Annotated in this window: 20 protein-coding genes; 8 read left to right on the forward strand and 12 right to left on the reverse strand. The window is 67.7% G+C overall.

Annotated features, from left to right (window positions below; genetic code table 11):
• Positions 1-14: 14 nt before the first annotated feature.
• The 5 genes from ITJ49_RS07830 to ITJ49_RS07850 form a co-directional block, all read right to left on the reverse strand.
• Positions 15-839: an ABC transporter ATP-binding protein gene (locus ITJ49_RS07830; RefSeq protein ID WP_194603627.1), complete on the reverse strand. Its 825-nt coding sequence runs from the start codon at positions 837-839 to the stop codon at positions 15-17.
• On the reverse strand, positions 836-1,684 hold the full coding sequence (locus ITJ49_RS07835) for an ABC transporter ATP-binding protein (RefSeq protein ID WP_194603631.1): 849 nt from the start codon (positions 1,682-1,684) through the stop codon (positions 836-838). The genes ITJ49_RS07830 and ITJ49_RS07835 overlap by 4 nt, the downstream gene beginning before the upstream one ends.
• A gap of 80 nt (positions 1,685-1,764) precedes the next feature.
• Entirely contained in the window at positions 1,765-3,390 is a 1,626-nt protein-coding gene (locus ITJ49_RS07840) for an ABC transporter substrate-binding protein (protein ID WP_194603634.1), read from the reverse strand.
• Positions 3,391-3,455: 65 nt separating this feature from the next.
• Positions 3,456-4,367, reverse strand: a complete 912-nt coding sequence (locus tag ITJ49_RS07845; protein ID WP_194603636.1) for an ABC transporter permease — start codon at positions 4,365-4,367, stop codon at positions 3,456-3,458.
• Positions 4,367-5,497 carry an ABC transporter permease gene (locus ITJ49_RS07850; protein WP_194603638.1) on the reverse strand — a complete coding sequence of 377 codons (1,131 nt, stop codon included), beginning with the start codon at positions 5,495-5,497 and terminating at the stop codon, positions 4,367-4,369. Before ITJ49_RS07850 ends, ITJ49_RS07845 begins: the two co-directional genes overlap by 1 nt.
• 280 nt (positions 5,498-5,777) lie before the next feature.
• On the opposite strand from ITJ49_RS07850, the gene ITJ49_RS07855 reads away from it, so the two are divergent.
• Positions 5,778-6,512, forward strand: a complete 735-nt coding sequence (locus ITJ49_RS07855) for a GntR family transcriptional regulator (RefSeq protein ID WP_194603639.1) — start codon at positions 5,778-5,780, stop codon at positions 6,510-6,512.
• A 45-nt stretch (positions 6,513-6,557) separates the two neighbouring features.
• Here the strand turns inward: ITJ49_RS07855 and ITJ49_RS07860 are convergent, their stop codons facing one another.
• A complete protein-coding gene (locus ITJ49_RS07860; RefSeq protein WP_194603642.1) occupies positions 6,558-7,079 on the reverse strand; it encodes a MarR family transcriptional regulator in 522 nt (173 codons plus the stop codon).
• Positions 7,080-7,239: 160 nt separating this feature from the next.
• Between ITJ49_RS07860 and ITJ49_RS07865 the strand changes: the two genes are divergently transcribed.
• The 3 genes from ITJ49_RS07865 (at position 7,240) to ITJ49_RS07875 (ending at position 11,181) form a co-directional block, all read left to right on the forward strand.
• Entirely contained in the window at positions 7,240-9,312 is a 2,073-nt protein-coding gene (locus ITJ49_RS07865; RefSeq protein ID WP_370544416.1) for an MMPL family transporter, read from the forward strand.
• A 132-nt stretch (positions 9,313-9,444) separates the two neighbouring features.
• Complete coding sequence (locus ITJ49_RS07870) at positions 9,445-9,582, forward strand: hypothetical protein (RefSeq protein ID WP_194603644.1); 138 nt, start codon at positions 9,445-9,447, stop codon at positions 9,580-9,582.
• Between the two features lie 144 nt (positions 9,583-9,726).
• A complete protein-coding gene (locus tag ITJ49_RS07875) occupies positions 9,727-11,181 on the forward strand; it encodes a carboxypeptidase regulatory-like domain-containing protein (protein WP_194603646.1) in 1,455 nt (484 codons plus the stop codon).
• A gap of 484 nt (positions 11,182-11,665) precedes the next feature.
• Here the strand turns inward: ITJ49_RS07875 and ITJ49_RS07880 are convergent, their stop codons facing one another.
• Positions 11,666-11,950: a hypothetical protein gene (locus ITJ49_RS07880; protein ID WP_194603648.1), complete on the reverse strand. Its 285-nt coding sequence runs from the start codon at positions 11,948-11,950 to the stop codon at positions 11,666-11,668.
• A 195-nt stretch (positions 11,951-12,145) separates the two neighbouring features.
• On the opposite strand from ITJ49_RS07880, the gene yccX reads away from it, so the two are divergent.
• Positions 12,146-12,424, forward strand: a complete 279-nt coding sequence (yccX, locus tag ITJ49_RS07885) for an acylphosphatase (RefSeq protein ID WP_194603651.1) — start codon at positions 12,146-12,148, stop codon at positions 12,422-12,424.
• Positions 12,425-12,466: 42 nt separating this feature from the next.
• Here yccX and ITJ49_RS07890 read toward each other — a convergent pair whose 3' ends face one another.
• Complete coding sequence (locus ITJ49_RS07890; RefSeq protein ID WP_228514193.1) at positions 12,467-13,441, reverse strand: amidohydrolase; 975 nt, start codon at positions 13,439-13,441, stop codon at positions 12,467-12,469.
• 72 nt (positions 13,442-13,513) lie between these two features.
• Here ITJ49_RS07890 and ITJ49_RS07895 point away from each other — a divergent pair, with 72 nt between their 5' ends.
• Both ITJ49_RS07895 and ITJ49_RS07900 read left to right on the forward strand, forming a co-directional pair.
• Entirely contained in the window at positions 13,514-14,149 is a 636-nt protein-coding gene (locus ITJ49_RS07895; protein WP_194603654.1) for a DNA-3-methyladenine glycosylase I, read from the forward strand.
• A gap of 9 nt (positions 14,150-14,158) precedes the next feature.
• On the forward strand, positions 14,159-16,147 hold the full coding sequence (locus ITJ49_RS07900; RefSeq protein WP_370544417.1) for an amino acid transporter: 1,989 nt from the start codon (positions 14,159-14,161) through the stop codon (positions 16,145-16,147).
• Positions 16,148-16,286: 139 nt separating this feature from the next.
• On the opposite strand, the gene ITJ49_RS07905 is transcribed toward ITJ49_RS07900, so the two are convergent.
• From ITJ49_RS07905 to ITJ49_RS07920, 4 genes are all read right to left on the reverse strand, one after another.
• On the reverse strand, positions 16,287-16,928 hold the full coding sequence (locus ITJ49_RS07905) for an alpha/beta hydrolase (protein WP_194603657.1): 642 nt from the start codon (positions 16,926-16,928) through the stop codon (positions 16,287-16,289).
• An 18-nt stretch (positions 16,929-16,946) separates the two neighbouring features.
• Entirely contained in the window at positions 16,947-17,687 is a 741-nt protein-coding gene (locus ITJ49_RS07910; protein ID WP_194603661.1) for an SDR family oxidoreductase, read from the reverse strand.
• Positions 17,688-17,845: 158 nt separating this feature from the next.
• Positions 17,846-19,213, reverse strand: a complete 1,368-nt coding sequence (locus ITJ49_RS07915) for a glucose-6-phosphate dehydrogenase (RefSeq protein WP_194603664.1) — start codon at positions 19,211-19,213, stop codon at positions 17,846-17,848.
• Positions 19,210-20,838 carry a S53 family peptidase gene (locus ITJ49_RS07920; RefSeq protein WP_194603667.1) on the reverse strand — a complete coding sequence of 543 codons (1,629 nt, stop codon included), beginning with the start codon at positions 20,836-20,838 and terminating at the stop codon, positions 19,210-19,212. Before ITJ49_RS07920 ends, ITJ49_RS07915 begins: the two co-directional genes overlap by 4 nt.
• Before the next feature lie 116 nt (positions 20,839-20,954).
• Between ITJ49_RS07920 and ITJ49_RS07925 the strand changes: the two genes are divergently transcribed.
• A complete protein-coding gene (locus ITJ49_RS07925) occupies positions 20,955-21,512 on the forward strand; it encodes a DUF805 domain-containing protein (RefSeq protein WP_194603670.1) in 558 nt (185 codons plus the stop codon).
• Positions 21,513-22,234: the final 722 nt, after the last annotated feature.

Raw genomic sequence — 22,234 nt, forward strand, 5'->3', positions numbered from 1 at the left:
GGAGAGAAATCGGACTACGCGGCAGGGACGTCTTCGACGGCCTCGTACGCTCCGACGAGCTTCTGCGTATACGGGTGTTTGGCATGCTCGAGCACCTCGAGGGTGCGACCGGACTCGACCACGCGGCCCTCGTTCATCACGACGAGCTCGCGTGTGATGAACGCCGTGGCGGGTAGCCCGTGCGACACGAACATGAGCCCGGCCCCGTGCTCGACGCTGTAGCGCCTAAGCAGGTTGAGAACGACGCCCTGCACCGACACATCGAGGGCCGAGACGGCTTCGTCGCAGACCAGGAGGTCGGGGCGGACGATGAGGGCTCGGGCGATCGACATGCGTTGCCGCTGGCCGCCCGAGAGCTCTCCCGGATAGCGGTCAACCCAGGCCGGGTCGATGCCGAGCTCAGCGGTGATCTCGCCGATCGCGACGTCTGCGTCTCTCACGTCGTGCCCGGCGAGGAGCTGGGCCGGAACGCGAAGCGACTCGCGGATCCGGTGGCGCGGATCGAAGGTCGACGTGGTGTCCTGCGCGACGAGCTGCACGCGACGGCGGTAGTCGAGTCGCCCCTTCTGCGTCGAGAGCAGCGAGTTGAGCTCTTTTCCGTCGACCGTGATGGTGCCGGCGGTCGACCTCGAGAGGCCCGTGACGATCTTCGCCATCGTGGACTTGCCGGATCCTGATTCGCCGACGATGCCGACGCGTTCCCCGGGAGCCAGCACGAACGAGACATCCTGAACGGCCGTCTTGCGGCCGTAGCTCTTGCGGACGGCGACCGCCTCGATCCGCACGCCGGTGACGGAACGTGCCGCGCCGGATCCTTCGGCGTTAATCACGGTGCTCATGCGGCTTCTCCTTCGAGTCGAGCACGGACCGACTCGAGGGTCGGGAGCTCGTCGAGACGGGCCGACGCGAGCGTCGGGATGCACTCGAGGAGGCCACGGGTATAAGGATTCTTTGCGTTGTGCAGGTCTTTCGAGGCGATCTGCTCGACGATCTCGCCGTGGTACATCACGATGACGAAGTCGGTGAACTTGCGGCACAGCTCGATGTCGTGGGTGATCATCAGCACGGCGGTTCCCTCCTGCTCGGCAAGGTCGACCATGAGCTGCATGGCGCCGACGGCGAGAGAGGCGTCGAGCGCGCTGGTGGGCTCGTCGGCGATGAGCAGGGCGGGCTTCGACGAGAGTGCGATCGCCATCATGACCCGCTGCCGCATACCGCCGGAGAGCTCGTGCGACTTCGCGCCCATGACCCGCTCGGGGTCGGTGATGCCGACGCTTCGGAGCTTGGCGAGCGCATCGACGCGGGCCTGCCTCTTGCCGACCTTCTCGGTGGCGCGGAGTACGGCGATCAGCTGCGAGCCGATGGTCCACACCGGGTCGAGCGACGACATGGCGTCTTGGAAGATCATCGACAGGCCCGGCGTGCGCTGCGGAATCCGCGACGCCTCGCCTTCTCTCCGGAGGCTGACGCCGTCGAGTTCGAGGGTGTCGACGTCGACTCGGGCCACGGACGTGTCGAGGAAGCCCGCGATGGCGTTGCCGAGGCTGGTCTTGCCGGATCCTGATTCTCCGACTATGGCGACGCGCTCACCGCGTCGGACCTCGAGGTTCGCCTCCTTCACGGCGATGTTCGAGCCGTAGGCGACGCTCAGGTCGCGGATCCGGAGGACTGTCGGTTCGGTCACGGTGGTCTCCTGTCGAAGAGAAGTGGAGGGGGTGGGCCGGCGCCGCACGGGGGGATGCAACGCCGACCCGGGTGTCTCGCCTAGTCGGACGAGACGCTCAGCTGCGAGTAGTCGATGACGTTGTCGGAGCGGAACACATACCCGTCGACATCGTTCGCAAAGGCATTCAGGGGCTGCACGTAGTTGATGTAGATCGTCGGCTGCTGATCCTGGAGGACCTTCTGCGCGGCGTTCCAGTAAGTGCCGGCCTTACTCCCGGTGGCTTCTCCTGCGGCGTTTCCGTCGGCGATCGCCTTGTCGAGCGCGTCCGACTCGAAGTTCGGCCAGTTGATGGGCGAACCCGCCGTGTAGAAGAGCGAGAGCACGTAAGGCGGTGACTGCACGACCGCGTAGTCGCGGCCGAGCGACGCATCGAACGACTTCGCGGCGAGCCCCGCCTGGAAGGCCGAGGAGTTGACCGCGTCGATGGTGACATCGAATCCGGCGGCCTTCGCACCCGTCTGGATCTGGACGGCGGTCTCGTTCAGATCCGGCACCGAATTGTTGACGGTGAGGGTGAACTTGATGTCGGAGGTGTAACCGGCATCGGCGAGGATCGACTTCGCCTTCGCCACGTCGGTCTCGTTCGCCTTCAGGCCGTCGGCGTCGAACCCGGGGTCGGCCGACGAGAGAATCGTGGAGATGGACGCGGCACGACCGTGATAGACGTTCTCGTTGATCTTGTCGTAGGGGATGGCGTAGGCGAGCGCCCGCCGAACCGCGACGTCCTTGAACGGACCGTCTGTCGTGAGAAGCGGCATATAGACGTACGCATTGGTTGGAACGTCAAAGACCTGCGCCTTCTTCTCGTCGGCAAGGGCGACCTGGTCGGCTGGGCGGAGCTGTGTCGCGATCTGCGCGTCACCCGACTTCACGAGGTTGGAGCGCTGGCCGGCGTCGGCGACGACGCGCTGGACGATGCGCTTCACCTTGGGCTCGCCCTCGGCGTAGCCGGGGTTGGCCGTGTAGATCATCTGCTCACCGGGCGTGTAGGTCGTGAGCTCGTACGCGCCGAAGCCAAAGTTGGCGTTCGTCTCCGACCATTTGACGGCATACGGGTCGGACGAGGTGATGTGCTTCTTGAGTTCGGTGTAGTCGTAGACGTTGTAACTGACGTTCGAGAGAAGCGACAGCGCGGTGTAGCCGTAGCTCTTCTTGGCGACTGTCATCGTGACCGTGGAGTCGTCGACCTTGGTGAACTGGTCGGGCTTGGTGATGAAGGGGGCGCTGATGAACGAGACGATGCTGGTCTTGACCGCGAACTTGCGCTCCATCGACCAGATGACGTCGTCGGCCGTGAGCTTGTTGCCGGCCGTGGACTCCGCATCGGTATCGAGGTGGAACGTGTAGGTGAGGCCGTCCGACGACACGTCGTAGCTCTTGGCGAGGATCCCCTGGAACGCGTTGTAGTCCTCATGCTCGGCCTGGCCGTCAGTGCCCGCCACGTACTTGTTGCGCAGCAGCGAGGCGCCGGTGTTCTTGAAGAACTCGGCGGCCTCGTAACCCGTGGCGCTGGTCTCGTAGGAGAAGCTGGCAGGCTGCGCCGCGGTGACGATGACGAAGGTGCTGGCCGAGGTGCTCGCGCCCCCAGAGCTGCAGGCTCCGAGGACTACGGCTCCGGCGACGGCGACGGCCGCGGCGGAGAGGATCCGTCTGATGTTTCTCATGGGCAGGGCACTCCAATGGAAGGGGGTGGGAGGGTGTGGCGCTGTGGGAGGTGAAGACGAGCGGGCTAGTGCGAGGTACGGCGCTTGCCCCCGAACGCTGCGACGACGAGCGACGCCGACCAGACCGACAGCGCGAGCGCTGCCGCGGGGAAGAGCACCGACCACCACCGTCCGACAGCGGCGTCCGGGGCTCCGGCGGCGAGCATCGTGCCCCACTCGGCCGTCGGAGTCGGAATACCGACACCGAGAAACCCGAGGGCCGCGCAGAAGATGATCGCCATACCGAAGATCGTCGAGGTGTTCTCGATCGTCGGCCGGAACGAGTTCGGCAGGACGTGCCGCACGAGCAGTCGCCCCTCCGACTCCCCCGACATCCGCGCAGCGTCGATGTAGCCGTCGATGCGGGTGCGCAGCACCTCCGTACGCATGAGCCGGGCCTGGAACGGGATCAGCACGACGGCGAGCGACAGCGTGATCACCACCGCGTTCCGACCGAAGAACGACACGATCACGAGCCCGGCGATCATGACGGGAATCGACTGGACGAGGTCGACGGCACGACCGAGAAGCCGAGCGAGGATCCCGGACACGCCGCGATTACTCTGGTACATGCCCGACACGAGTCCGACCACCATGGCGACGACCGTCGCGATGATCGTGATGCAGAGGGCGATGACGATGTCGAGGCGAAAGGCCGTGACGACCCGCGAGTAGATGTCGAGCCCGTTCGCGTCGGTGCCGAACCAGAACTCCCCCGAGGGCGCCTCCGACTGGCCGCCGACGACCTCGGTCGCCGAGTGGGTCGCGAGGAACGGGCCGATGACGGCCAGCAAGAGCACGATGCCGAACGGCACGAGCCGGGGCCAGAAGCCCGACCGCGACTCGCTGCGGCGGGTACCGGCGGGCTTGCTCGTGCTGGCGGGCGCGGCGGGCGCTTCTTCTTCGGTGTCGGCGGCGACGGGGCTGTCGAAAGACATCAGGCGTCCTTTTCGGCGACGCCGGGGCGTCGCCTCGAATCGAGGAGCATCGTGACGAGGTCGGTCATCAGGTAGATCACGAGGCACATTGCGGCGACCACGACGAGGAACGAGCGGAGGGCGAACACATCCGACGAGTTGACGGCGTCGACGGCGTATTGGCCGAGGCCACCGAGCCCGAACAGCGACTCGAGCACGACCGCTCCGCCGAGGAACAGCCCGAACAGCATTCCCAGGGTGGCGACCGCCGAGGGCAGCGCCCGGCGGTAGACGCTGGCGAGGATGGTCCGCCTCGGGGCACCGGAAGCGACGCGGAACTTCGTGGCGGGATCGTCGATCGCCTCGTCAAGGCTGAGGATCAGCATCTTGATGAGCAGCGGCGAATGGGCGACCACCATGACGATGACCGGGAGGGCGAGGTGCGCGACGTACGACTGGAACGCCTCGCCATCACCCGCCAGAAGCGAGTCGAGGATCGGAAAGTTCGTCACCACGGGCGGCGCGATCAGGATCGGATCGAGCCGACCCGACGGAGCCGGAGCGATGTGCAGCTCGGCGTAGAAGACGAACAGGAACGCGATGCCGATCACGTACTCGGGCAGGGCCCCGGCGGAGCGGGCATACGAGGTGAGGATCCTCGCGAAGCGATTCGAACGGTGGGTCACGATGAAGTGCGCGGCGAGGAGCGAGACGATGCAGGCGAAAACGAGCCCTGACAAGACCAGTTCGAGCGTGGCCGGGATCCTTGTCGCGAAGTCCTGCGCGACGGGCCGGCCGGTTGCGATCGAGGTTCCAAGGTCGAAGTGGGCGAGCTGGCCGAGGTAGGTGCCGAGCTGCTGGATCCAGGTGCCGGTGAGACCGTAGGATTCGCGGGCCGCCTCAAGAGCGCTGCCGCTGAGCCGCCCTGCAGTGGCCGAGACGACAGGGTCGCCCGGGATCAGCTTCACGAGGAAGAAGGCCACCAGCACAAAGACCAGGATGTTGACGACGGTCAGCAGCATGGGACGCACGAACCAGAGAGCAGCTGCCGGCGAGCGACCTTTCGACGTCAGCGCGGTGTCGAGGGCGGCTAGGCGCTCGGCTTCGGCGCGGGTGCCGTCATCGACGACGTCGGGCTCTCTCACGGTCATGCGTCCGCCTCTCAGCACGTCGTCACGGGAAGACAACAGGGGCCTCGGGGTAGGCCTCCTCCGCGAGTAGAAACAATGCTGTCGCTCCGACGTTTCGGGCGTGGACGAATCACGTAACCGAACGATTAAGCGAGTTTCATCGCCGCTCCGATCGCCCGAAAATGCTGATGAGAGGGTGAGAGTACCTCCCGTAACGCCAGTGGCGACTTTCTGACTGCTACGCTCTGGCCACTGTTCAACCGGTTCGATCGCCCCCGGGCGACGTGCGACAGGAGTGACGATGACCGCTACGCCTCCCGACCATCCGCGATCGAAAGGCGGCTCAGCGCGCGGCCGACAGGTGTCGGCGAGACGAGTGCGCGACCTGATCAGCGCCTCCATCCGCGACGGCTACATCGCCCCCGATGCACCCCTCGCCGAAGAAGACCTGATGGAGCTCTTCGACACCAGCCGCGGCTCGGTCCGGGCGGCCCTCACCCAACTCAGCGAAACCGGCTTCGTCGAGCGCCGCCGCCGTGTCGGCACCCGGGTGACGCACCTGGGCGTGGTCATTCCGCTCACCGACATCCTCACGGACAGCGAGCACGTCTATCTCGAGACGCTCGAGCAACGCGTCGTGCCGAATTTTCCGCTCGTCCGCGAACGACTCCGAATACAGGATCCGACGGTGCGGCTCATCGAGACCCGATTCGTCTGCGACGACGAGACCCTCGGTCTCCGCACGGCGTACTTTTCCACCCGGTACGACTCCCACCCCGACATCCTCAGCGGCCCCGCGTCGATGGCATCGGTGCTGCACGACTTCTTCGGCGCCATCCCAGGCGAAGTCCTGGTCTCAATCGGCAGCGACGCGGCCGACGTGCATACCGCCCGAGTGCTCGGCATCAGCGAAAATGCACCGCTCATCTCACGGGAGATGACCTACTACGACGTTGACGGAGAGCCGATCCAGACGGTGTTCGACCGGTTTCGGGGCGACCGGGTACGGCTCGAAACCGCGGCTTCGGCGATGTAGAAGTGTGGTGAATGCCATGACGGATCGGGGGTGGAGGCATCTGCGTCAGGCGTCGCGCCCGGCATGCGTGCGCATTGCCGCCGACATCTCGCCGAGGAACCGACTCACCAGGGCCAGTTCGTCGGCCGAGTAGTGCGACATGACGTCGTCGGTCAGCACGCCCAGCGGGGCGAAGAACTCGGAGGCGACCTCGCGAGCTGCCTGCGCGAAATGGACCCGGACGATGCGCCGATCCCCCGCGTCCCGTCGACGCTCGACGTGACCCCTCTTAGCGAGCCGATCGATGACGCCGGTCGCGGCCCCGGAGGTGAGGCCGAGGTTGTCGGCGATCCGCCCCGGGGTGGCAGGCGTACCGGACTGCTCCTGCTGCATGACGAAGAGAAGAGCGTCGAAGTCGTTCGACGAGAGGCCGTGCTCGGAGGAGAAGTTTGTCGCGACTGTGCGGGAGTCGGCCGTGAGCGCTTGGAGCCGCGACACCATCTCGCGGCGCATCGCGCGCTCGGCCGGGCTGCTGCCCTGCTCAGTACTGCCCTCGTTTGTGCTGCTGTGATCGTGTGGGCCTTGCACCGCCGCCCCCTTTCTTCGTCGTCGTCGTTGCACAATCTAGCCGACTAGACTATAACTCTTAGTTACTAAGACTTCACTCATCTAAGGAACAGTCATCCGTCGCCTCTCCTCCGCCTTCCGTTCGCGCCGATCCTCGTGGCTGGTCCTCGCGCTGACCGCCGTGGCCGTCGCGCTGCTGTTCGCCTTCCTGCCGAAGCCGGCTAGCGACTCCTTCCCCGCCTCCGGGCTCCCGGACTCCGCCGAATCGGCCCAGATCGCAGAGCTGCTGAAGGGCTTCCCGTCTGCCGACACCACGGTGGGCATCCTGGTCTACTCGCATAGTGAGGCCAGTCTGACCACCGCAGAGCGGGCCGCCATCGCCGACAGCGCAACAGCTCTCGCGAGTGGCTCGACCGTGCCCGACGCGGTTCGGCCTCAATTCAGCGACGACGGGACGGCCGCTCTCGTCGCGGTACCCCTCTCGAGCGCGACAGTCGAAAAAGACGTCTCGGCGGCCGCAACCGAACTGCGAGACACAGCTACCCGGGGGCTGCCGAACGGCCTGACGGCGCAGCTGACCGGGCCCGTGGGCTTCCAGGACGACATCGCGAACAGCTTCGCGGGAGCCGACTTCCGCCTCCTACTCGTCACCGTGGTCGTGGTCGCCGTCCTCCTCATCGTGACGTACCGAAGCCCCGTGCTGTGGATCATCCCGCTCGCCGTCGTGGGTGCCGCCGACGGGCTGGCCGGCGTCGTCGTGCGGGCCCTTGCCGAGCCTCTCGGCCTGACTGTCGACGCCTCGATCTCGGGAATCCTGTCAGTGCTCGTCTTCGGAGCGGGCACCAACTACGCCCTCCTGCTCGTGGCCCGCTACCGCGAAGAGCTCACGCGCACGCCCGACCGCTTCCGCGCGATGCGGACCGCGTACACGAGTGCCGGCCCCGCTATAGCGGCATCCGGCGGGACCGTCGCCCTCAGCTTGATCACGCTGCTGCTCGCCTCCCTGTCGAGCAACCGGGCCTTGGGCTTTGCCTGTGCGGTCGGCGTCGTCGTCGCGATCCTCTTTGCGCTCATCGCGCTGCCCGCCGCTCTCGTGGTCTGCGGTCGCGGGCTCTTCTGGCCGTTCGTACCGCGTGCCGGTGAGCACGCCGACGACCGCGCAGACACGACCGGCCCGGCCGAAGGGTCCCGAGCCCGCGCTGGCGCTAGTGCTAGCGGCCTGACAACTCGAGAGGCCCACGGCTTCTGGGCCAGCCTCGGGCGGCGGGTGTCGCACCGCCCCCTCATCGTGACCGTGTCTGCCGTGGTGGGCCTCGGCGTCCTCAGCCTCGGCCTCTCGGGCTACGCGGTGGGCCTGTCGCAGACCGCGCAGCTTTTAGGGAGGCCCGACAGCGTCACTGCGCAGACCGTGATCGACCGGTCGTTCTCGGCGGGGCTCACGAGCAGCACGACCGTGCTCGCGCCGACTGCCGTGGCCGAACAGGCCGAGACCATCGCCCGAAGCGCTCGAGGTGTCGAATCGGCCACGCTCGGCGAGGCACACGACGGTCTCACTCGCATCAGCGTCTCGCTAGGCTCCGAACCCGAGAGCGACGCCGCCTTCCGCAGCGTCGAAGCCCTCCGCACGGCCTACGCCGATGCCGGTGGGCAGGTAGCGAGGAGCCTCGTCGGCGGCAGCGACGCGACCGCGCTCGACACGAACAACGCGGCCAAGCACGATCAAGACCTCGTGATTCCGATCATTCTGGCCATCGTCTTCGTGGTGCTCCTGATCCTGCTCCGCTCGCTCGTCGCCCCGGTGATCCTGATCGCCAGCGTGTTGGCTACGTTCTTCGCGAGCCTCGGCGCCTCCATGTTCCTGTTCACGCATGTGTTCGGTTTCGATGCTCTTGACTCGAACGTGACCCTCTTTGCCTTCCTCTTCCTGGTGGCTCTCGGCGTCGACTACAACATCTTCCTCACGACCAGAGCGCGAGAAGAGGCTGGCCGGCATGGCACGAGGGAGGGAATGATTCGGGCTCTCGCCTCGACCGGTGCGGTGATCACGAGCGCGGGCATTCTGCTGGCGGCGGTCTTCGCCGTGCTGGGCGTCCTGCCCGTCGTCGCGCTCACCCAGATCGGCGTGATCGTCTGCATCGGCGTGCTGCTCGACACTCTCGTGGTGCGCACGGTGCTCGTGCCGGCGCTGGTGTTCCTGCTGCGCGATGCGTTCTGGTGGCCGTCGAAGCCGCATCGCTCGGGGCTTCACGCCTGAGCCCCCGGCGATACGGCCGCGACACGGTCGGCCCCCAACCTGCCAATTGGCCTGCGCCGACCGGAGTCCAACCGGAAACCGCGTAGCCTCGGTGCCCACGGAGCCGCCACGGCTTCGACAGGAGGCACCACCATGGCCGAGAAATCTGCGAAAAAAGGCACGGCCAAGCCGGCCGTTCGCTCCCTCAAAGAGAAGCGTCTCGACAAGAAGGAGAAGGCTTCGAGCAAGTCGCACTCCGAAGACGCCGTCTCGAACGTCAAGAAGCGCTGAGGCTCGCCGAACAGCGACCCATTTCGACGACGCCCGGAGCCTATTGGCACCGGGCGTCTTTGTCTGCCCTGCGAAAAACACGCAACACGAGTGGCCGATGTGATTTAGCCTCGATAAATCTGGTTCAACGGGGAGGCAAATACGATGAACACAGCGACACCTGGCAGGTCGGCGGGGCGGATACTCGCCTTCGCGACGGCGACAGCGACAGCTCTCACGCTCGCTCTCGTCGGGGCAGCTCCGGCCTCGGCCGCCGAGGCAAACACCTGGGGCACTTTCACCGTCGCCGGCTCGACTCGCGCTTACACGGGCACGATGACGCTTGCGGGCGGATTCCCCGACACCACGTTCACGTCGACGTCTCGGCAGGCCACGACCGTCTCGGGTGCTTCCACCTGGCAGGCGCCGTCCACACCTCCCGGTACCGTCTACGGATCCAGCCGAGGCGAGACGTATCTCAACCAGCGCCCGAGCGCCGACAACGCCACCTCCCCCGCGGTGACGACCTACACCTTCGCTACGCCGACGCCCGCCTCGGGCTGGTCGTTCGTGCTCGGCGACATCGATGCCGACCAGGCGACGATCACGGCGACCGACGCGACCGGTGCCGCCGTTCCCCTCAGCGGGCTCGGTTTCCAGAGCACCTACAACTACTGCCACCGCGCTCAGGGGCCGTCGTGCGACTCCGCGAACCTCAACGACGTGCCGTTCTGGAACCCCGCGACCGGCGTGCTCATCGGCAACGCGACGGCGACCGACACCGAGGGCGCCTCGGCCTGGTTCAGCCCGAACGTGCCCCTCAAAACGCTGACGATCAACTACCAGCAGCGCAGCGGGTTCCCCGTCTACCAAACCTGGTTTGCAACGAAGACCTTCGCGGCCTCCGGCACGGTCACGGTCAACGGCACTGCGTACGGCGACGCACCGCTGACCATTCGCGACGCCGCGGGCACGATCGTCGCGACGACGACGAGCGGGGGCGACGGATCCTGGAGCGTTCCGGGTCTCGTATCGACCAGCGGCTACACCGTCTCGGTCGAGACGCCGCCGGGTGCGACCGCCGCCCAGCCGATCACGTTCGATACGCTCGACGCCGATACGCCAGGCCTCGACTTCGCGTTCACCATTCCGACGGTCGAGACAACCGGAACGATCGTGTCTGACGACGGCGAACCGCTCGCCAACACGCCGATCGAGATCACTCGCGAGGGCGACGACGAGCCGACGGCCACCACGACCACCGACGACGCCGGTTCGTTCACGGCCGACCTGCTCCCAGGCCAGCCGTACGTCATCGTGATCGACGGCGACGCCTCCAACACACGCGACTTCATTTCGCCGACCCAGAGCGGAGCCATCGAGGATCCGCTCGCACCGCCGATCGAACCGACGCCGCCCGCGACCGCCCAGCCGTCGCCCACACCGACCGCCACTGCGGCGCCGGTTGTGGTCGGGGCTGGGGCGGATCCTGGGGTTGCTGCGCCCGAGCTCGCTGAGACCGGAAGCAACGCCGCTGTTCCCCTCGGCATTGGGGCGCTGCTGCTGCTCGGCGGTGCGGCTCTTGTGGTTCACAACCGACGCCGGTCGCGCCGGGGCTGATCGCTCGGGTTGTCCGGGTCGCTGGTTGGTCCGGCCTAGGCTGGTTCGGGCTCGGCCTCGCCCGCCCGGGCCCGGCCGGGCCACGTCTGCTGGTGACGCACCCTCGGATGGCCAGTTCGGGCCTGGCAGCCGGGGGTTGTTTGGCCAACCGGGGGTGCGTCGGCCACCTGCATACCCGGGGCGGGCGAGGCGACGAGGATCGGCCAACCTCGCGCGCCGCGGCGCTGTGACCTTGGCCGATTCACGCGAGGTCGCCGCCCGTGGGGGTCGCGTGCGCGGGCTGGCACCTCCGCAGGGGCGTTTCGCGCCGTGTCGAATTGACGCACGGCGAAACTGCCGCGCCCACGCAGTCTCGCGAGATGACCTGAACTCGGGCCGCGACGGTGGGTCCGCGGTAGGTTCGGCCATCTCGCGAGGAGAGGGCAACGCCAGCGAGTAGACGGCGCTGCCACCGGCGCCAGCGACTAGGCCGGCAGGGCCTCAGCTAGCCGATGTACGACCCGGCGACACGGCCCGCGAAAGCCTGGTCGGCCGACACGAACGTGCCGTCGGCTCGCGCGTCGCTTGCCACGCCGGTGAATGTGCCGGCGGGGCGTGCCGCGTACTCGGCGTCGACGACCACGTAGGTGCCGGCGACGAAGGCCGCCCGGGGTGAGCGAGGTTCGCGAACGGCCCGAGCCGCACGCTCGGCGCGACGGGCCTTGGCCTTTGCGGGCCGGATGCCGATCGAGCCGGTGCGGGGAAGGCGGATGGATGCGGTGTCAGACAAGAGTCGACTCCTTCGGGTGAAGGTGGAGCCGCCTCATCACAGCCCCGGATTGTCTAGGTGCTCGATGAGCACTCACAGGGCGCTGGCGGGGCAACCGCCAACACACCAAGCCTAACCGCACCCCCTGTCATTCGACTGGCCGGATGTCGGACGGCCCGCCGGGCAAACGGCCGGGCTGTCGGTTACCGTCGAGAAATGATCGATGTCATTCGTCGCCGCGCTCTCGTCTCGGGCGTCGTCCAGGGCGTGGGATTCCGCTTCTCGACCGAAGGAGAAGCCGATCGCATCGGCGTCGCAGGGTTCGTCCGCAACCTCCCCGACGGCCGGGTCGAGGTGGAGGTCGAGGGTGAGCCCCACGACGTCGAGAAGCTGCTGACCTGGCTCCGCGACGGTGGTCCGTCGGGCGCACGGGTCGTCAGCGTCGAGATCGACGAGCAGGATCCCACGGGAGCGTCCGACTTCGAGACCCGCTGAGGGGCTCCCGCAAGCAAACCCGCCCGCCAGCAGTACCGCCCGTCAGCCGGGCTGCCCGGTCAGGAACGCCCGCGGATTGCGCGAGAAGACGGCGTGATTGAACCGGCGTCCGAGCTCGGGATCGCGCGGCTGGCGGAACGGCCGATCCGACCCGTGCACGAGCGGCGTCACCCCGACGATGCGGGCCATCGCGTCGATCGCGCGCTCGTCGTAGGCGCTCGTCTCGTAGAAGACGTTGGGGTCGGCCTTGGGCGGTCGGCCTCCTCGCGTCGCCGCCGCCGCCTGCGCGAGCGGCGCAAGCCCGGCAAGGGCGATGAAGCCGATCCGCAGTGCGGGGTGCTGCTCGTGACCGCCGTCCGACCAGACCTGCCACGCCGTCTTGAGCTGCTCGGCCCGAGGGGCGGTCGACGCAGCGGGGACGCCCTGCACGGGCGCGGCCACGATGTGCCGCGGGTGCACGAGAACGGGTTTCCCGGCCGCCTCCACGAGCCGCAGGACCGGCTCGAGCCGAGCGAGGTCAGACGAGGATCCGAGACTGGTCGCCGGAATCTGCAGGCCCACGACCCGCGGCTCGGCGAGAACCGCTTCGAGCCCAGCGAGATCGAATTCGACGAGCGGCGTCGCCGCCCAGACGCGAAACGGATCGCCGAGGGCGATGGCCGACCGGTGCCAGATGGCGATGAGGTCGCGAGCGTCGTCGTGCGGGAGCTCTTCGATGCGGAGGTTGCCGGGCAGTGACACGAGCACATCGCCTTTTCCCTCGGCGAGCTCGCGGATCCTTCGGTTCTCGACGTCGTGGGAGGACGGATTGATCGAATACGGCGACTCGCCCTCGGTGAGGAGGGTCCAGTCGTCGACGAGGCGGGGCAGGGCCTGACGCGCGCGGAGCGCTTCGACGAAGGTCGGGGGCATGAGGTGCTGGTGCAGGTCGACCCTCGACGCCACCGGGTTGAGGGGGCGCGGTGCGACCGGGTTCGCCACCGGAGCAGATAGCTCCGAGGGCGGCGATTCGCGCATGGCTCAAGTAGACCGTGCAGTGCAGGGCCGCGCAAATCGGGCGGCGTCTGTGGTCGACCCTAAACTCGCGCCATGACCGATGTGATTCTGGGCGCCGACGGGCTGTCTCGGCCGCGCTGGGCCGCGACCGACGGGCTGCTGCAGTCGTACTACGACACCGAGTGGGGCATGCCGATCCGCGACGAGCAGGGTCTCTTCGAACGGTTGAGCCTCGAGGCCTTCCAGTCGGGGCTGTCGTGGGCGACGATCCTCAAGAAGCGCCCCGCGTTCCGTCTCGCCTTTCGCGACTTCGACCCCGAGGTCGTCGCGGCGTTCGACGACGACGATCGTGCCCGGTTGATGGCCGATGCCGGCATCGTGCGCAACCGGCTGAAGATCGACGCCACCATCGACAACGCCCGGGCCACGCTCGCCCTCCGAGACGAGGGGGGTCTCGGCGCTTTCATCTGGTCGTTCAGCCCGAGCGAGACTCCGAGGCCGTCGACGTTCTCCGAAGTGCCGACGACCTCGCCCGAGTCGGTGGCCCTGTCGAAGGCGTTGAAGAAGAAGGGGTTCCGCTTCGTCGGGCCGACGACGATGTTCGCACTGATGGAGGCCGTCGGCATCGTCGACACACACCTGCTCGACAGCCATCGGCGCGGGTCGTCGGGGGTCTGGGCCGAGGGTTCCCCGGTCGTGTCACCACCCGAATCCACCAACGTCGAGTAGACCTGATCCGTGACCACCACCGACAGCACCGGGCAGAGCTCCGCGCTCGAGCCCGACGCTCTGAAAAACGCTCCCCGACACTCCTTTCGAGCGTGGCTGCTCGACGGGCTGACGCAGCAGTCCGGCAGCCACCCGGGCCCGCACGCCGAGAAGCCGGAGAAGACGCACTCGTGGTGGCGGGTCATGTGCCTGACCGGCGTCGACTACTTCTCGACACTCGGCTATCAACCGGCCATCGCCGCCGTCGCAGCGGGTCTCCTCTCGCCCTTCGCGACCATCGTGCTGGTACTCCTGACGCTGCTCGGCGCTTTGCCCGTCTATCGACGGGTCGCCCGCGAGAGCTTCAAGGGGTCCGGGTCCATCGCCATGCTCGAGCGACTTCTGCCCTGGTGGGGCGGCAAGCTGTTCGTGCTCGTCCTCCTCGGCTTCGCCGCGACCGACTTCATGATCACCGTGACGCTCTCGGCCGCCGATGCCACCGCCCACGCGGTCGAGAACCCCTACGCGCCGCAGTGGTTCCACGGCGCTGAGGTGCCGCTGACGCTGTTCTTGATCGTGCTGCTGGCGGCGGTATTTCTGCGCGGCTTCAAAGAGGCCATCGGTATCGCGGTCGTGCTCGTCGCCATCTACCTGCTCTTGAACGCGGTCGTTGTGATCGTCTCGTTCGTGCACATCGGCGAGAACCCGCAGGTGGTCGACAACTGGTGGCAGGCGCTGACCACGCAGCACGCCAATCCCCTGGCGATCATCGGCATCTCGCTGCTCGTGTTCCCGAAGCTCGCGCTCGGCCTCTCCGGTTTCGAGACCGGCGTCGCCGTCATGCCGCAGATCTCGGGCGCGCCGGGCGACACCCCCGAGCGGCCCCTCGGCCGCATCAAGGGTGCCAAGAGGCTCCTGACGACCGCGGCGATCATCATGAGCACGTTCCTCATCACGTCGAGCATCGTCACGACGCTGCTGATCCCGCAAAAAGAGTTCCAGGCGGGGGGCGACGCCAACGGGCGTGCGCTTGCCTACCTGGCCCACGACTACCTCGGCAACGGCTTCGGCACGGTCTACGACATCTCGACGATCACGATCCTGTGGTTCGCCGGGGCCTCGGCGCTGGCCGGCCTCCTCAACCTCGTGCCGCGCTACCTCCCTCGCTACGGCATGGCACCGCAGTGGGCAGCTGCCGTGCGGCCCCTCGTGCTCGTGTTCACGGCGATCGCGTTCCTCATCACGATCGTCTTTGAGGCGAACGTCGACGCGCAGGGTGGCGCCTACGCGACCGGCGTGCTCGTGCTGATCACCTCCGCCTCGGTGGCGGTATTCCTCTCTGCTCGCCACAAGAAGCAGCGCAAACGCGCCATCGGGTTCGGCGTGGTCGTGGCCGTCTTCGCCTACACGACCGTGCTCAACGTGATCGAACGGCCCGAGGGTGTGCGCATCGCCGCCCTCTTCATCGTGGGCGTGCTGCTCGTATCCGTGCTCTCGCGGGTGCGCCGCTCGTTCCAGCTGCGGGCCACGAGCGTGTCGCTCGACGACGCCGCCCTGTCGTTCGTGCAAGAAGACGCCGACGAATACGGGGCCGTCCGGATCGTCGCCAACGAACCCGACGACGGAAGTCGCCTCGAATACAAGACCAAACTCGCCGACGAGCGGAAGGCCAGCGGCATCCCGATGCGGTCGCCCATCATCTTCCTCGAGGTCTACCCCGACGACTCCTCCAACTTCGAAGAAGACCTCGAGGTGCACGGGCACAGCCTCCACGGCTACCGGGTACTCAAGGTGCGGAGCGGCAACGTGCCGAACACGATCGCGACGATCCTGCTCGAAATTCGCGACGTCACCGGCGTCGTACCCGATATCTACTTCGAATGGACCGAGGCTCCGCCGCTCCGCAACCTGGTGCGCTACCTCATCACGGGGGTGGGCGAGGTTGCACCGGTCACGCGCGAGGTGTTGCGGCGGGCCGAGTCCGATCGGGGTCGACGGCCCGACGTGCACGTGAGCTGAGCGGCGGGGCGGCCGGATCCTTCGGTTCTGCCGATTCGGCGCAGGCGTGCCGGGCCGAGCGTGCTCGAATGGACGCCTCGCGTCGAGCCCGAGCCCGATTCGGGCACTCTCGGCCCCGCACGCCCTCATCGGCGACGAGTCAGTCGAAAGCAGGCTCTCCGAGGCACCAGGCCAGCATTTCCGGCCAGGGCCCGAAACCGGTCGCGGGCACCACGTGGCCCGCACCCGCGAGAACGATCTGCCGAGCGTCGAGCCCGTCGGCAACGGCGCCGAGCGCCTCGGGGCGGTACGGATCGTCGTCGCCCGCGACGATGATCGCGTCGGGGGCTCCGACGCTCTGACGAGCCGAAGGATCCTCGTGCTCGCCTTCAGGTGGGCGCCAGGCGAAGGCAGCGAGCTCGGGTACTGATTCTAAGAAGTCCGCCGACACCGGTGACACCAGCGCGACTCGGTCGATCTGCGGGGCCGTCCCGGATGTCTGCTCGCGCAGCCAGAGCATCGTCGACGCGCTGTGGGTGACCACCGTGATCGTGCCCTCGGTGAGGGTCGCGAGGTTGGCCAGGGCGACGTCTCGCCAGCGCTCGAAGTCGGGAGCATCGGGATCAGGAAGCTGCGGGTAGCGAACGTCGTGGCCCCGCGCGGTCAGCTCGAGCGACAGCCAGCGTTGCCAGTGGCTCGGCGGGCGGTGGTTCTCGTAGCCGTGCAGGAGGAGGAAGCTCGACGGCACGGGCGCGGGCACCGGGGTCGGCACTGGCACGGGGGTCGGGGTCGTGGTCGGCATCGACGTCTCCGCCACGCGTCAACCTCGTCCGAGCGGACGGACAGAGACCGTCTCGGCCACGGCCCGCTGTGGCAGGTCGACCACGAGACGAACCGCGTCGGCGATGTCGCTGACCGCGAGGTAGCTCTCTGCGTCGTAGGAGTTGCCCTTGGACTGCTGCATCTCGCGCTGCATGTCGGTGTCGACCGCCCCGGGATGCACCGAACTGACGCGCACCCCGTTCGATCGCTCCTCCTCACGAAGCCCGTCGGCGAAGGCCCGGACGGCGAACTTGCTCGCGGCGTACAGGCTGCCGGCCGCCTGCGAGCGGAATCCGGCCCCGGAGTTGATGACGATCACCGTTCCCTGCGCAGCACGGAGGGCGGGAAGAGCGAGGCGCGTGATCTCGGCGACGGCGACCACGTTGACCTCGAGGATGCGGCGCCACTCGTCGCGCGGTGTGAGCTCGACCGTCGAACCGCCGATGACGCCGGCCGAGTGAACCAGCACGTCGAGCGACTCGAGCGAGCCGGTCGGCCCGGCGGCCAGAAACCCGTCGAGTGATTCGTCGCCGTCGAGAGCGGCTGCCCAGACGGAGGCGGAGGGCAGCTCGGCCGCCAACTCCTCGAGCACCCGGGGATCACGCCCCTGCACGATCACGTGGTGCGTTCGCCCCAGGTCGAAGGCGACCGCGCGGCCGATCCCCCGCGACGCGCCGGTGACGAGGGCAATCGGAAGCGGGGCGGATTCGTGCGCGGAGGGGGTGCTGTCAAAGACCATCTGACCATTGTGGTGCTTGCTTCGTCGCCCGAGCAACGGCAGCTGCACTCCTTCGAATTTGAAGGAGAAGCGGGGCTGAAACCGACAAGTGAGGCGGATCGGCGGGCCTCGCGGCGAAAATCTCCTTCAAATTTGCAAAGGAGCTCGAGGGCAACCCGTCAGGCGCGCCACGCCTTCGGCCCGTCGCTGCCGGCGCGGTACTCGTCGAGAGGCACCGAGCCATCGCGCCATGCCGCGAGCACGGGCTCCACGATCCGCCAGCCCTCGACCGCCGCGTCGCCTCGCACCGACAGCGAGGCGTCGCCGTCGAGGATTCCCTGGAGCACTTCGCCGTAGGCCGGCAGGTCGCCGGGGTTGAAGTCGACCTCGAGGCTGGCGCGGTCGATGACATACGGGTCGCCCGGTCCGTTCACGTTCAACTCGAGGCTCATGACGTCGGGGGCGATACAGATGCGGAGCCGGTCGGCCGTCTTGAGCGTGTGGAACTCCGGCGGCACGTGGGCGGGTGCCTTGAACGTAATCAAAATTTCGCGCCGATGCGACGCGAGGGCCTTGCCGGAGCGGAGGCGGATCGGCACGCCGGCCCAGCGCATGGTGCGCACCTCGACGACGACCTCGGCGAGAGTCTCGGTCTCGAGCGACGGGTCGACGCCCTCCTCGTTTTTGTAGGCGGGGAGCTTGCGACCGTCGATGGTGCCGGCCGAGTAGCGGGCGCGGCGGCTCGTGGTCGGGTCGTCGTGCCAGAGGTGGGTGGCCCGGAGCGCGAGCTGCTTCTGATCGCGGAGGTCGGCTGCGCCGAGAGTCGCCGGTGCCTCCATGACCAGCACGGCCATGACCTGCAGGAGGTGGCTCTGGATCATGTCGACCAGAGCGCCAGCGTGGTCGTAGTAGCGGGCGCGGTTCTCGAGGGCGAGCTGCTCGTCGTACACGATCTCGATGCTCTCGACGTCGCGGTTGGTCAACATTGGCTCGATGAGGCGGTTGGCGAACCGGAGTCCGAGCAGGTTGAGCACGGTGGCCCGACCGAGGAAGTGGTCGACGCGGTGAATACGCTCTTCGGGTACGAGGGTGAGCAACAGCGCGTTGAGTGCGATCGCGCTCTTCTCATCGGTGCCGAACGGCTTCTCGAGCGCCAGGGAGAGACCCTTCGGCAGCTCTAGGGAGGCTAGCTGGTGACAGGCCTTCTCGGTGATGGCCGGCGGGAGGGCGAAATAGACCGCGGTGGTGTGGTCGCAGGCGGCGAGGAGTGTTTTCAGGCCGTCGGCGCTCGTCACGTCGGCCTGAATGTAGGTCGTCGCCGCGAGGGCCGCTTCGACGGAGGGGCCGGAAGCACCTGAACTCGCGAACGATTCGCCCACGCGCTTCTTCCATTCGGCGTCGGTCAGGTCTTCGACACCCGACCCGATCAGCTGCACTCGGCGTGACGGCTCGTGGGTGAGCAGCTCCCCCAGACCGGGCATGAGGAGCCGGGCGGCGAGGTCGCCCGATGCACCGAGGATGAGCAGAGACGACTTCGCGGCGGTCATTCGTCGATGCTATTCGTCGCTCGGGCGGAGTGCCCGCGCCCTCCGAGGCCCCGGCTGAGCGCCTGCAGGAGTGCCCGTCCGTTCGGCGACCCGAGCCCGGTGCAGGCGTCCCAACCCGGTGTGGCGGTGAACGAGCCATTGTCGCCCTCGGTGATATCGCGGAACGCCATGGCTGCCGCGTAGAGCTTCGGCTGCACGAGCCCGAGCGGTGCACCGAGAGACTCGGCGAGTCGGGCCGCGAGCGCAGCGTAGAGCGGAGCGACCGCACTGGTTCCGCCGATCACCGAGCGGACGCCGTCGACCAGCACCTCGTACCCGGTCGCCGGGTCAGCATTGCCGGCGACGTCGGGCACGCCCCGACCTCCCCCGGGCGCAGTGATCGCCGACTGCCAGGCGGGTCGCTCGAACGTTCGGCTGACTCCGCCCCCGGTGGCCCCGCGGCCAGCACCGTTGTTCCACACGGTCTCACTGGCGATCGTCGAACCGGTCGCGCGAAGGCTGGTGCCGCCGCAGGCCAGCACGTGCGGGCTCGCTGCGGGGAAGTCGACGTGGTCGGCGCCATCGGTCGCTCCGTCGCTCGAGCCGTTGTCGCCCGCCGCGGCCGTCACGGTCACGCCGAGTGCCGCCGCATCGACGAGGGCGTCGTCGAAGGCGGCGCGCGCCTGCGCCGTCCACTGGTCTTCGCTCTGGCCCCAGCTGATGCTCATGGCCGTCGGAGTCGGCGTCGCGTGTGCGGCCGTCGCCACCGCGTCGACGAAGCCGTCGTCGGTGTTGGGCGCGAAGTAGACGACGATGTCGGCTTTCGGAGCGAGAGCCCCGGCGACTTCGATGTCGAGCAGCACTTCGCCGTCGGCGCCGGACGGGTCGCCGCCCGGCACGTTGGTCGCGCCATCGACTCCGACCGCGGTCACCTTCGGCCCATCGAGGCCGAGCCCGGCGAAGTAGGCGTCGAGGTCGGCCTGCGCGAACCCGCCCCCGAGCTCGATGATGGCGATGGTCTGGCGGGATCCTTCGGTCTGTTCGGGAAAACTGTAGAGATCGCCGAGCTCGAGGGGTGTGAACGAGGATCCGGCAGCAGCCGCGGGCTTGAACCGGAACTGCGCCCGTGCCTGTGGCCTGTCGTCGAGCCCCAGCACCGCTGTGACGATCCCGTCGAGGGCGGCCGGAATGCTGAGTGAGCCGAACCGCTGGCGGTGTTCGACCCGCGGTGCCGCCACGCCGGCCGGATCGCCGCCGAGTTGGGGCGACTCGCTCGTGACGATCTCGAGCGACGTGCCGAAGACCGCCTGGAGCACGCGCGACGGCCCAAACACTCGTACGCGTCGGCTCGGCGCGTCGGCCGCGAGGATGGTCACACCGAGAGGCTGGAGGGTCGCCACGACGAGGTCGACGTCGGCCGGATCGGCGCCGTGTTCGGCAGCGAACGTGGCGGGGTCGACCGGATCGCCGCTGAGCAGCGAGCCGGGAACGTCGGTGCGACGGCGCAGCACGAGTGTCGCCCAGACGATCTCGTCGGCGGTGCGTGCAGACAGTGCCGCCGGACGCACGCCCGGGGCAGGCGGTCGCTCGCTGCCTGCCAGGGGCACGAGGTGAAGGTTCGCGAGAGGATCGGTCGCATCGGTCATGCTCCAGGAGTACTCCGGGCCTCCGACATTTGGTTTGTCGCTAGGCTCCGATTGACCTCTGAGCGCCGACACCGTCGCCAGGGGCCCGAAAGACAGACACGTTCGAGGGGAACACCATGTCGTCGCACTTGCCGCCTCGCGGCTCCCGGAAGCCCGAACGGCCAGGTCAGCAGCCGCAGCCGCAGCCGTCGAAGCCGGGCGAGAAGCCGCCGCTCTGGGCTCCCTGGCACGGAATCGGCCTTCTCGCCGCCGTCAAGCGGCCGTTCTCGAAGTACACCGATTTCTCGGGGCGGGCCAGCCGGGGCGAATACTGGTGGTTCTTTCTGGCCTACTCGCTCGTCGCCGTGGTGCTCTACGCGATCTTCGGCATTCTCGGAATCATCTTCGGAGTCATAAACGCCAATTCGCTCGGCAACCAGGCGATGGCCGAGAACGTGATGGCTCCCCCCGGCTTCACGGCCGTCAAGGTCATCTTCCAGATCATTTTCGTCGTGCTCAGTCTCGGGCTCTTCCTGCCGTATCTCGCCCTCACCTGGCGGCGCCTCCACGATGCGAACTACCCCGGGCCGTACTTCTTTCTCGGCGTCATCCCTCTGATCGGCCCCATTCTGCTGATCGTCTACCTCGCGAGCGCCTCGAAGCCCGAGGGTGCGCGCTTCGACCGGCCCCGCTAGCGGCTCGCGGCTCGCCGCTCGCGGCTCGCCCAAGCCAACGTCGATCGACCCCTGCCGGGCCCCTGGCCTCCCGACACAACTGCGCCACAGGGAGTCCCGGCTACCGCTACTGGTCATGCCGTTTCCGTACTCCGTTAGCGGTGCCCGACCTCCGACTCATGGGCAGATCCAGCCAGGAAGCGAACAAGCCCACCACCTCGGGGTTTGTGCCACCGGGTCGTGGTCGTGAAGGGCGAATTGGCCACTGCTCACGGAAGTACCCCTCCGAAAAGCTTCGTTGACTCCAGAATCAACTGTGACTTGCGCAGGGTGCGACCCCACGGGCGTTCCGAGTCCGGGTGGGCACGCGTCGGCCCCGGCCGAGTCATCGAACCGACCGAGAAAACGTCTCCAGACCGCGAAAGAACACGGTCGGGTGACGGAAACGCGGTCGAAAGCAGAGATCGCCGCCGCGCCACCGAGAAAAAAAGCCCGCCCCCTCGTCATCGAGGAGGCGGGCTCAGTGTCGGGAGAGTGATCATCAGTAGCCCGTATTGCAGAGCCACCGGTCATGCTCGCCCTGGTGGAGTAAATCCCCCGTGACGAAACGATAGACCCGACGTCCGACACCGGCCATCAGCCGCTGGGATGAAACTCGATTCGCTCGGCCGTAAGCACTTCGATGCCGCGCAAAACGACTTCACCGAGATGCCCGACCCCAGCTGCCACAGCCCCAGCGGACC

It is taken from the genome of Frondihabitans sp. VKM Ac-2883 (assembly GCF_015350875.1).
In the GTDB taxonomy this organism is placed as follows: domain Bacteria; phylum Actinomycetota; class Actinomycetes; order Actinomycetales; family Microbacteriaceae; genus Frondihabitans.

Bases quoted from the DNA above. Each gene is read 5' to 3' on its own strand.
- ITJ49_RS07895 (WP_194603654.1), top strand. From the start codon at position 13,514: ATGACCGATGTGATTCTGGGCGCCGACGGGCTGTCTCGGCCGCGCTGG.
- ITJ49_RS07905 (WP_194603657.1), bottom strand. From the start codon at position 16,928: ATGCCGACCACGACCCCGACCCCCGTGCCAGTGCCGACCCCGGTGCCC.
- ITJ49_RS07845 (WP_194603636.1), bottom strand. From the start codon at position 4,367: ATGTCTTTCGACAGCCCCGTCGCCGCCGACACCGAAGAAGAAGCGCCC.
- ITJ49_RS07830 (WP_194603627.1), bottom strand. From the start codon at position 839: ATGAGCACCGTGATTAACGCCGAAGGATCCGGCGCGGCACGTTCCGTC.
- ITJ49_RS07875 (WP_194603646.1), top strand. From the start codon at position 9,727: ATGAACACAGCGACACCTGGCAGGTCGGCGGGGCGGATACTCGCCTTC.
- ITJ49_RS07850 (WP_194603638.1), bottom strand. From the start codon at position 5,497: ATGACCGTGAGAGAGCCCGACGTCGTCGATGACGGCACCCGCGCCGAA.
- ITJ49_RS07870 (WP_194603644.1), top strand. From the start codon at position 9,445: ATGGCCGAGAAATCTGCGAAAAAAGGCACGGCCAAGCCGGCCGTTCGC.
- ITJ49_RS07890 (WP_228514193.1), bottom strand. From the start codon at position 13,441: ATGCGCGAATCGCCGCCCTCGGAGCTATCTGCTCCGGTGGCGAACCCG.
- ITJ49_RS07855 (WP_194603639.1), top strand. From the start codon at position 5,778: ATGACCGCTACGCCTCCCGACCATCCGCGATCGAAAGGCGGCTCAGCG.
- yccX (WP_194603651.1), top strand. From the start codon at position 12,146: ATGATCGATGTCATTCGTCGCCGCGCTCTCGTCTCGGGCGTCGTCCAG.
- ITJ49_RS07925 (WP_194603670.1), top strand. From the start codon at position 20,955: ATGTCGTCGCACTTGCCGCCTCGCGGCTCCCGGAAGCCCGAACGGCCA.
- ITJ49_RS07910 (WP_194603661.1), bottom strand. From the start codon at position 17,687: ATGGTCTTTGACAGCACCCCCTCCGCGCACGAATCCGCCCCGCTTCCG.
- ITJ49_RS07840 (WP_194603634.1), bottom strand. From the start codon at position 3,390: ATGAGAAACATCAGACGGATCCTCTCCGCCGCGGCCGTCGCCGTCGCC.
- ITJ49_RS07920 (WP_194603667.1), bottom strand. From the start codon at position 20,838: ATGACCGATGCGACCGATCCTCTCGCGAACCTTCACCTCGTGCCCCTG.
- ITJ49_RS07915 (WP_194603664.1), bottom strand. From the start codon at position 19,213: ATGACCGCCGCGAAGTCGTCTCTGCTCATCCTCGGTGCATCGGGCGAC.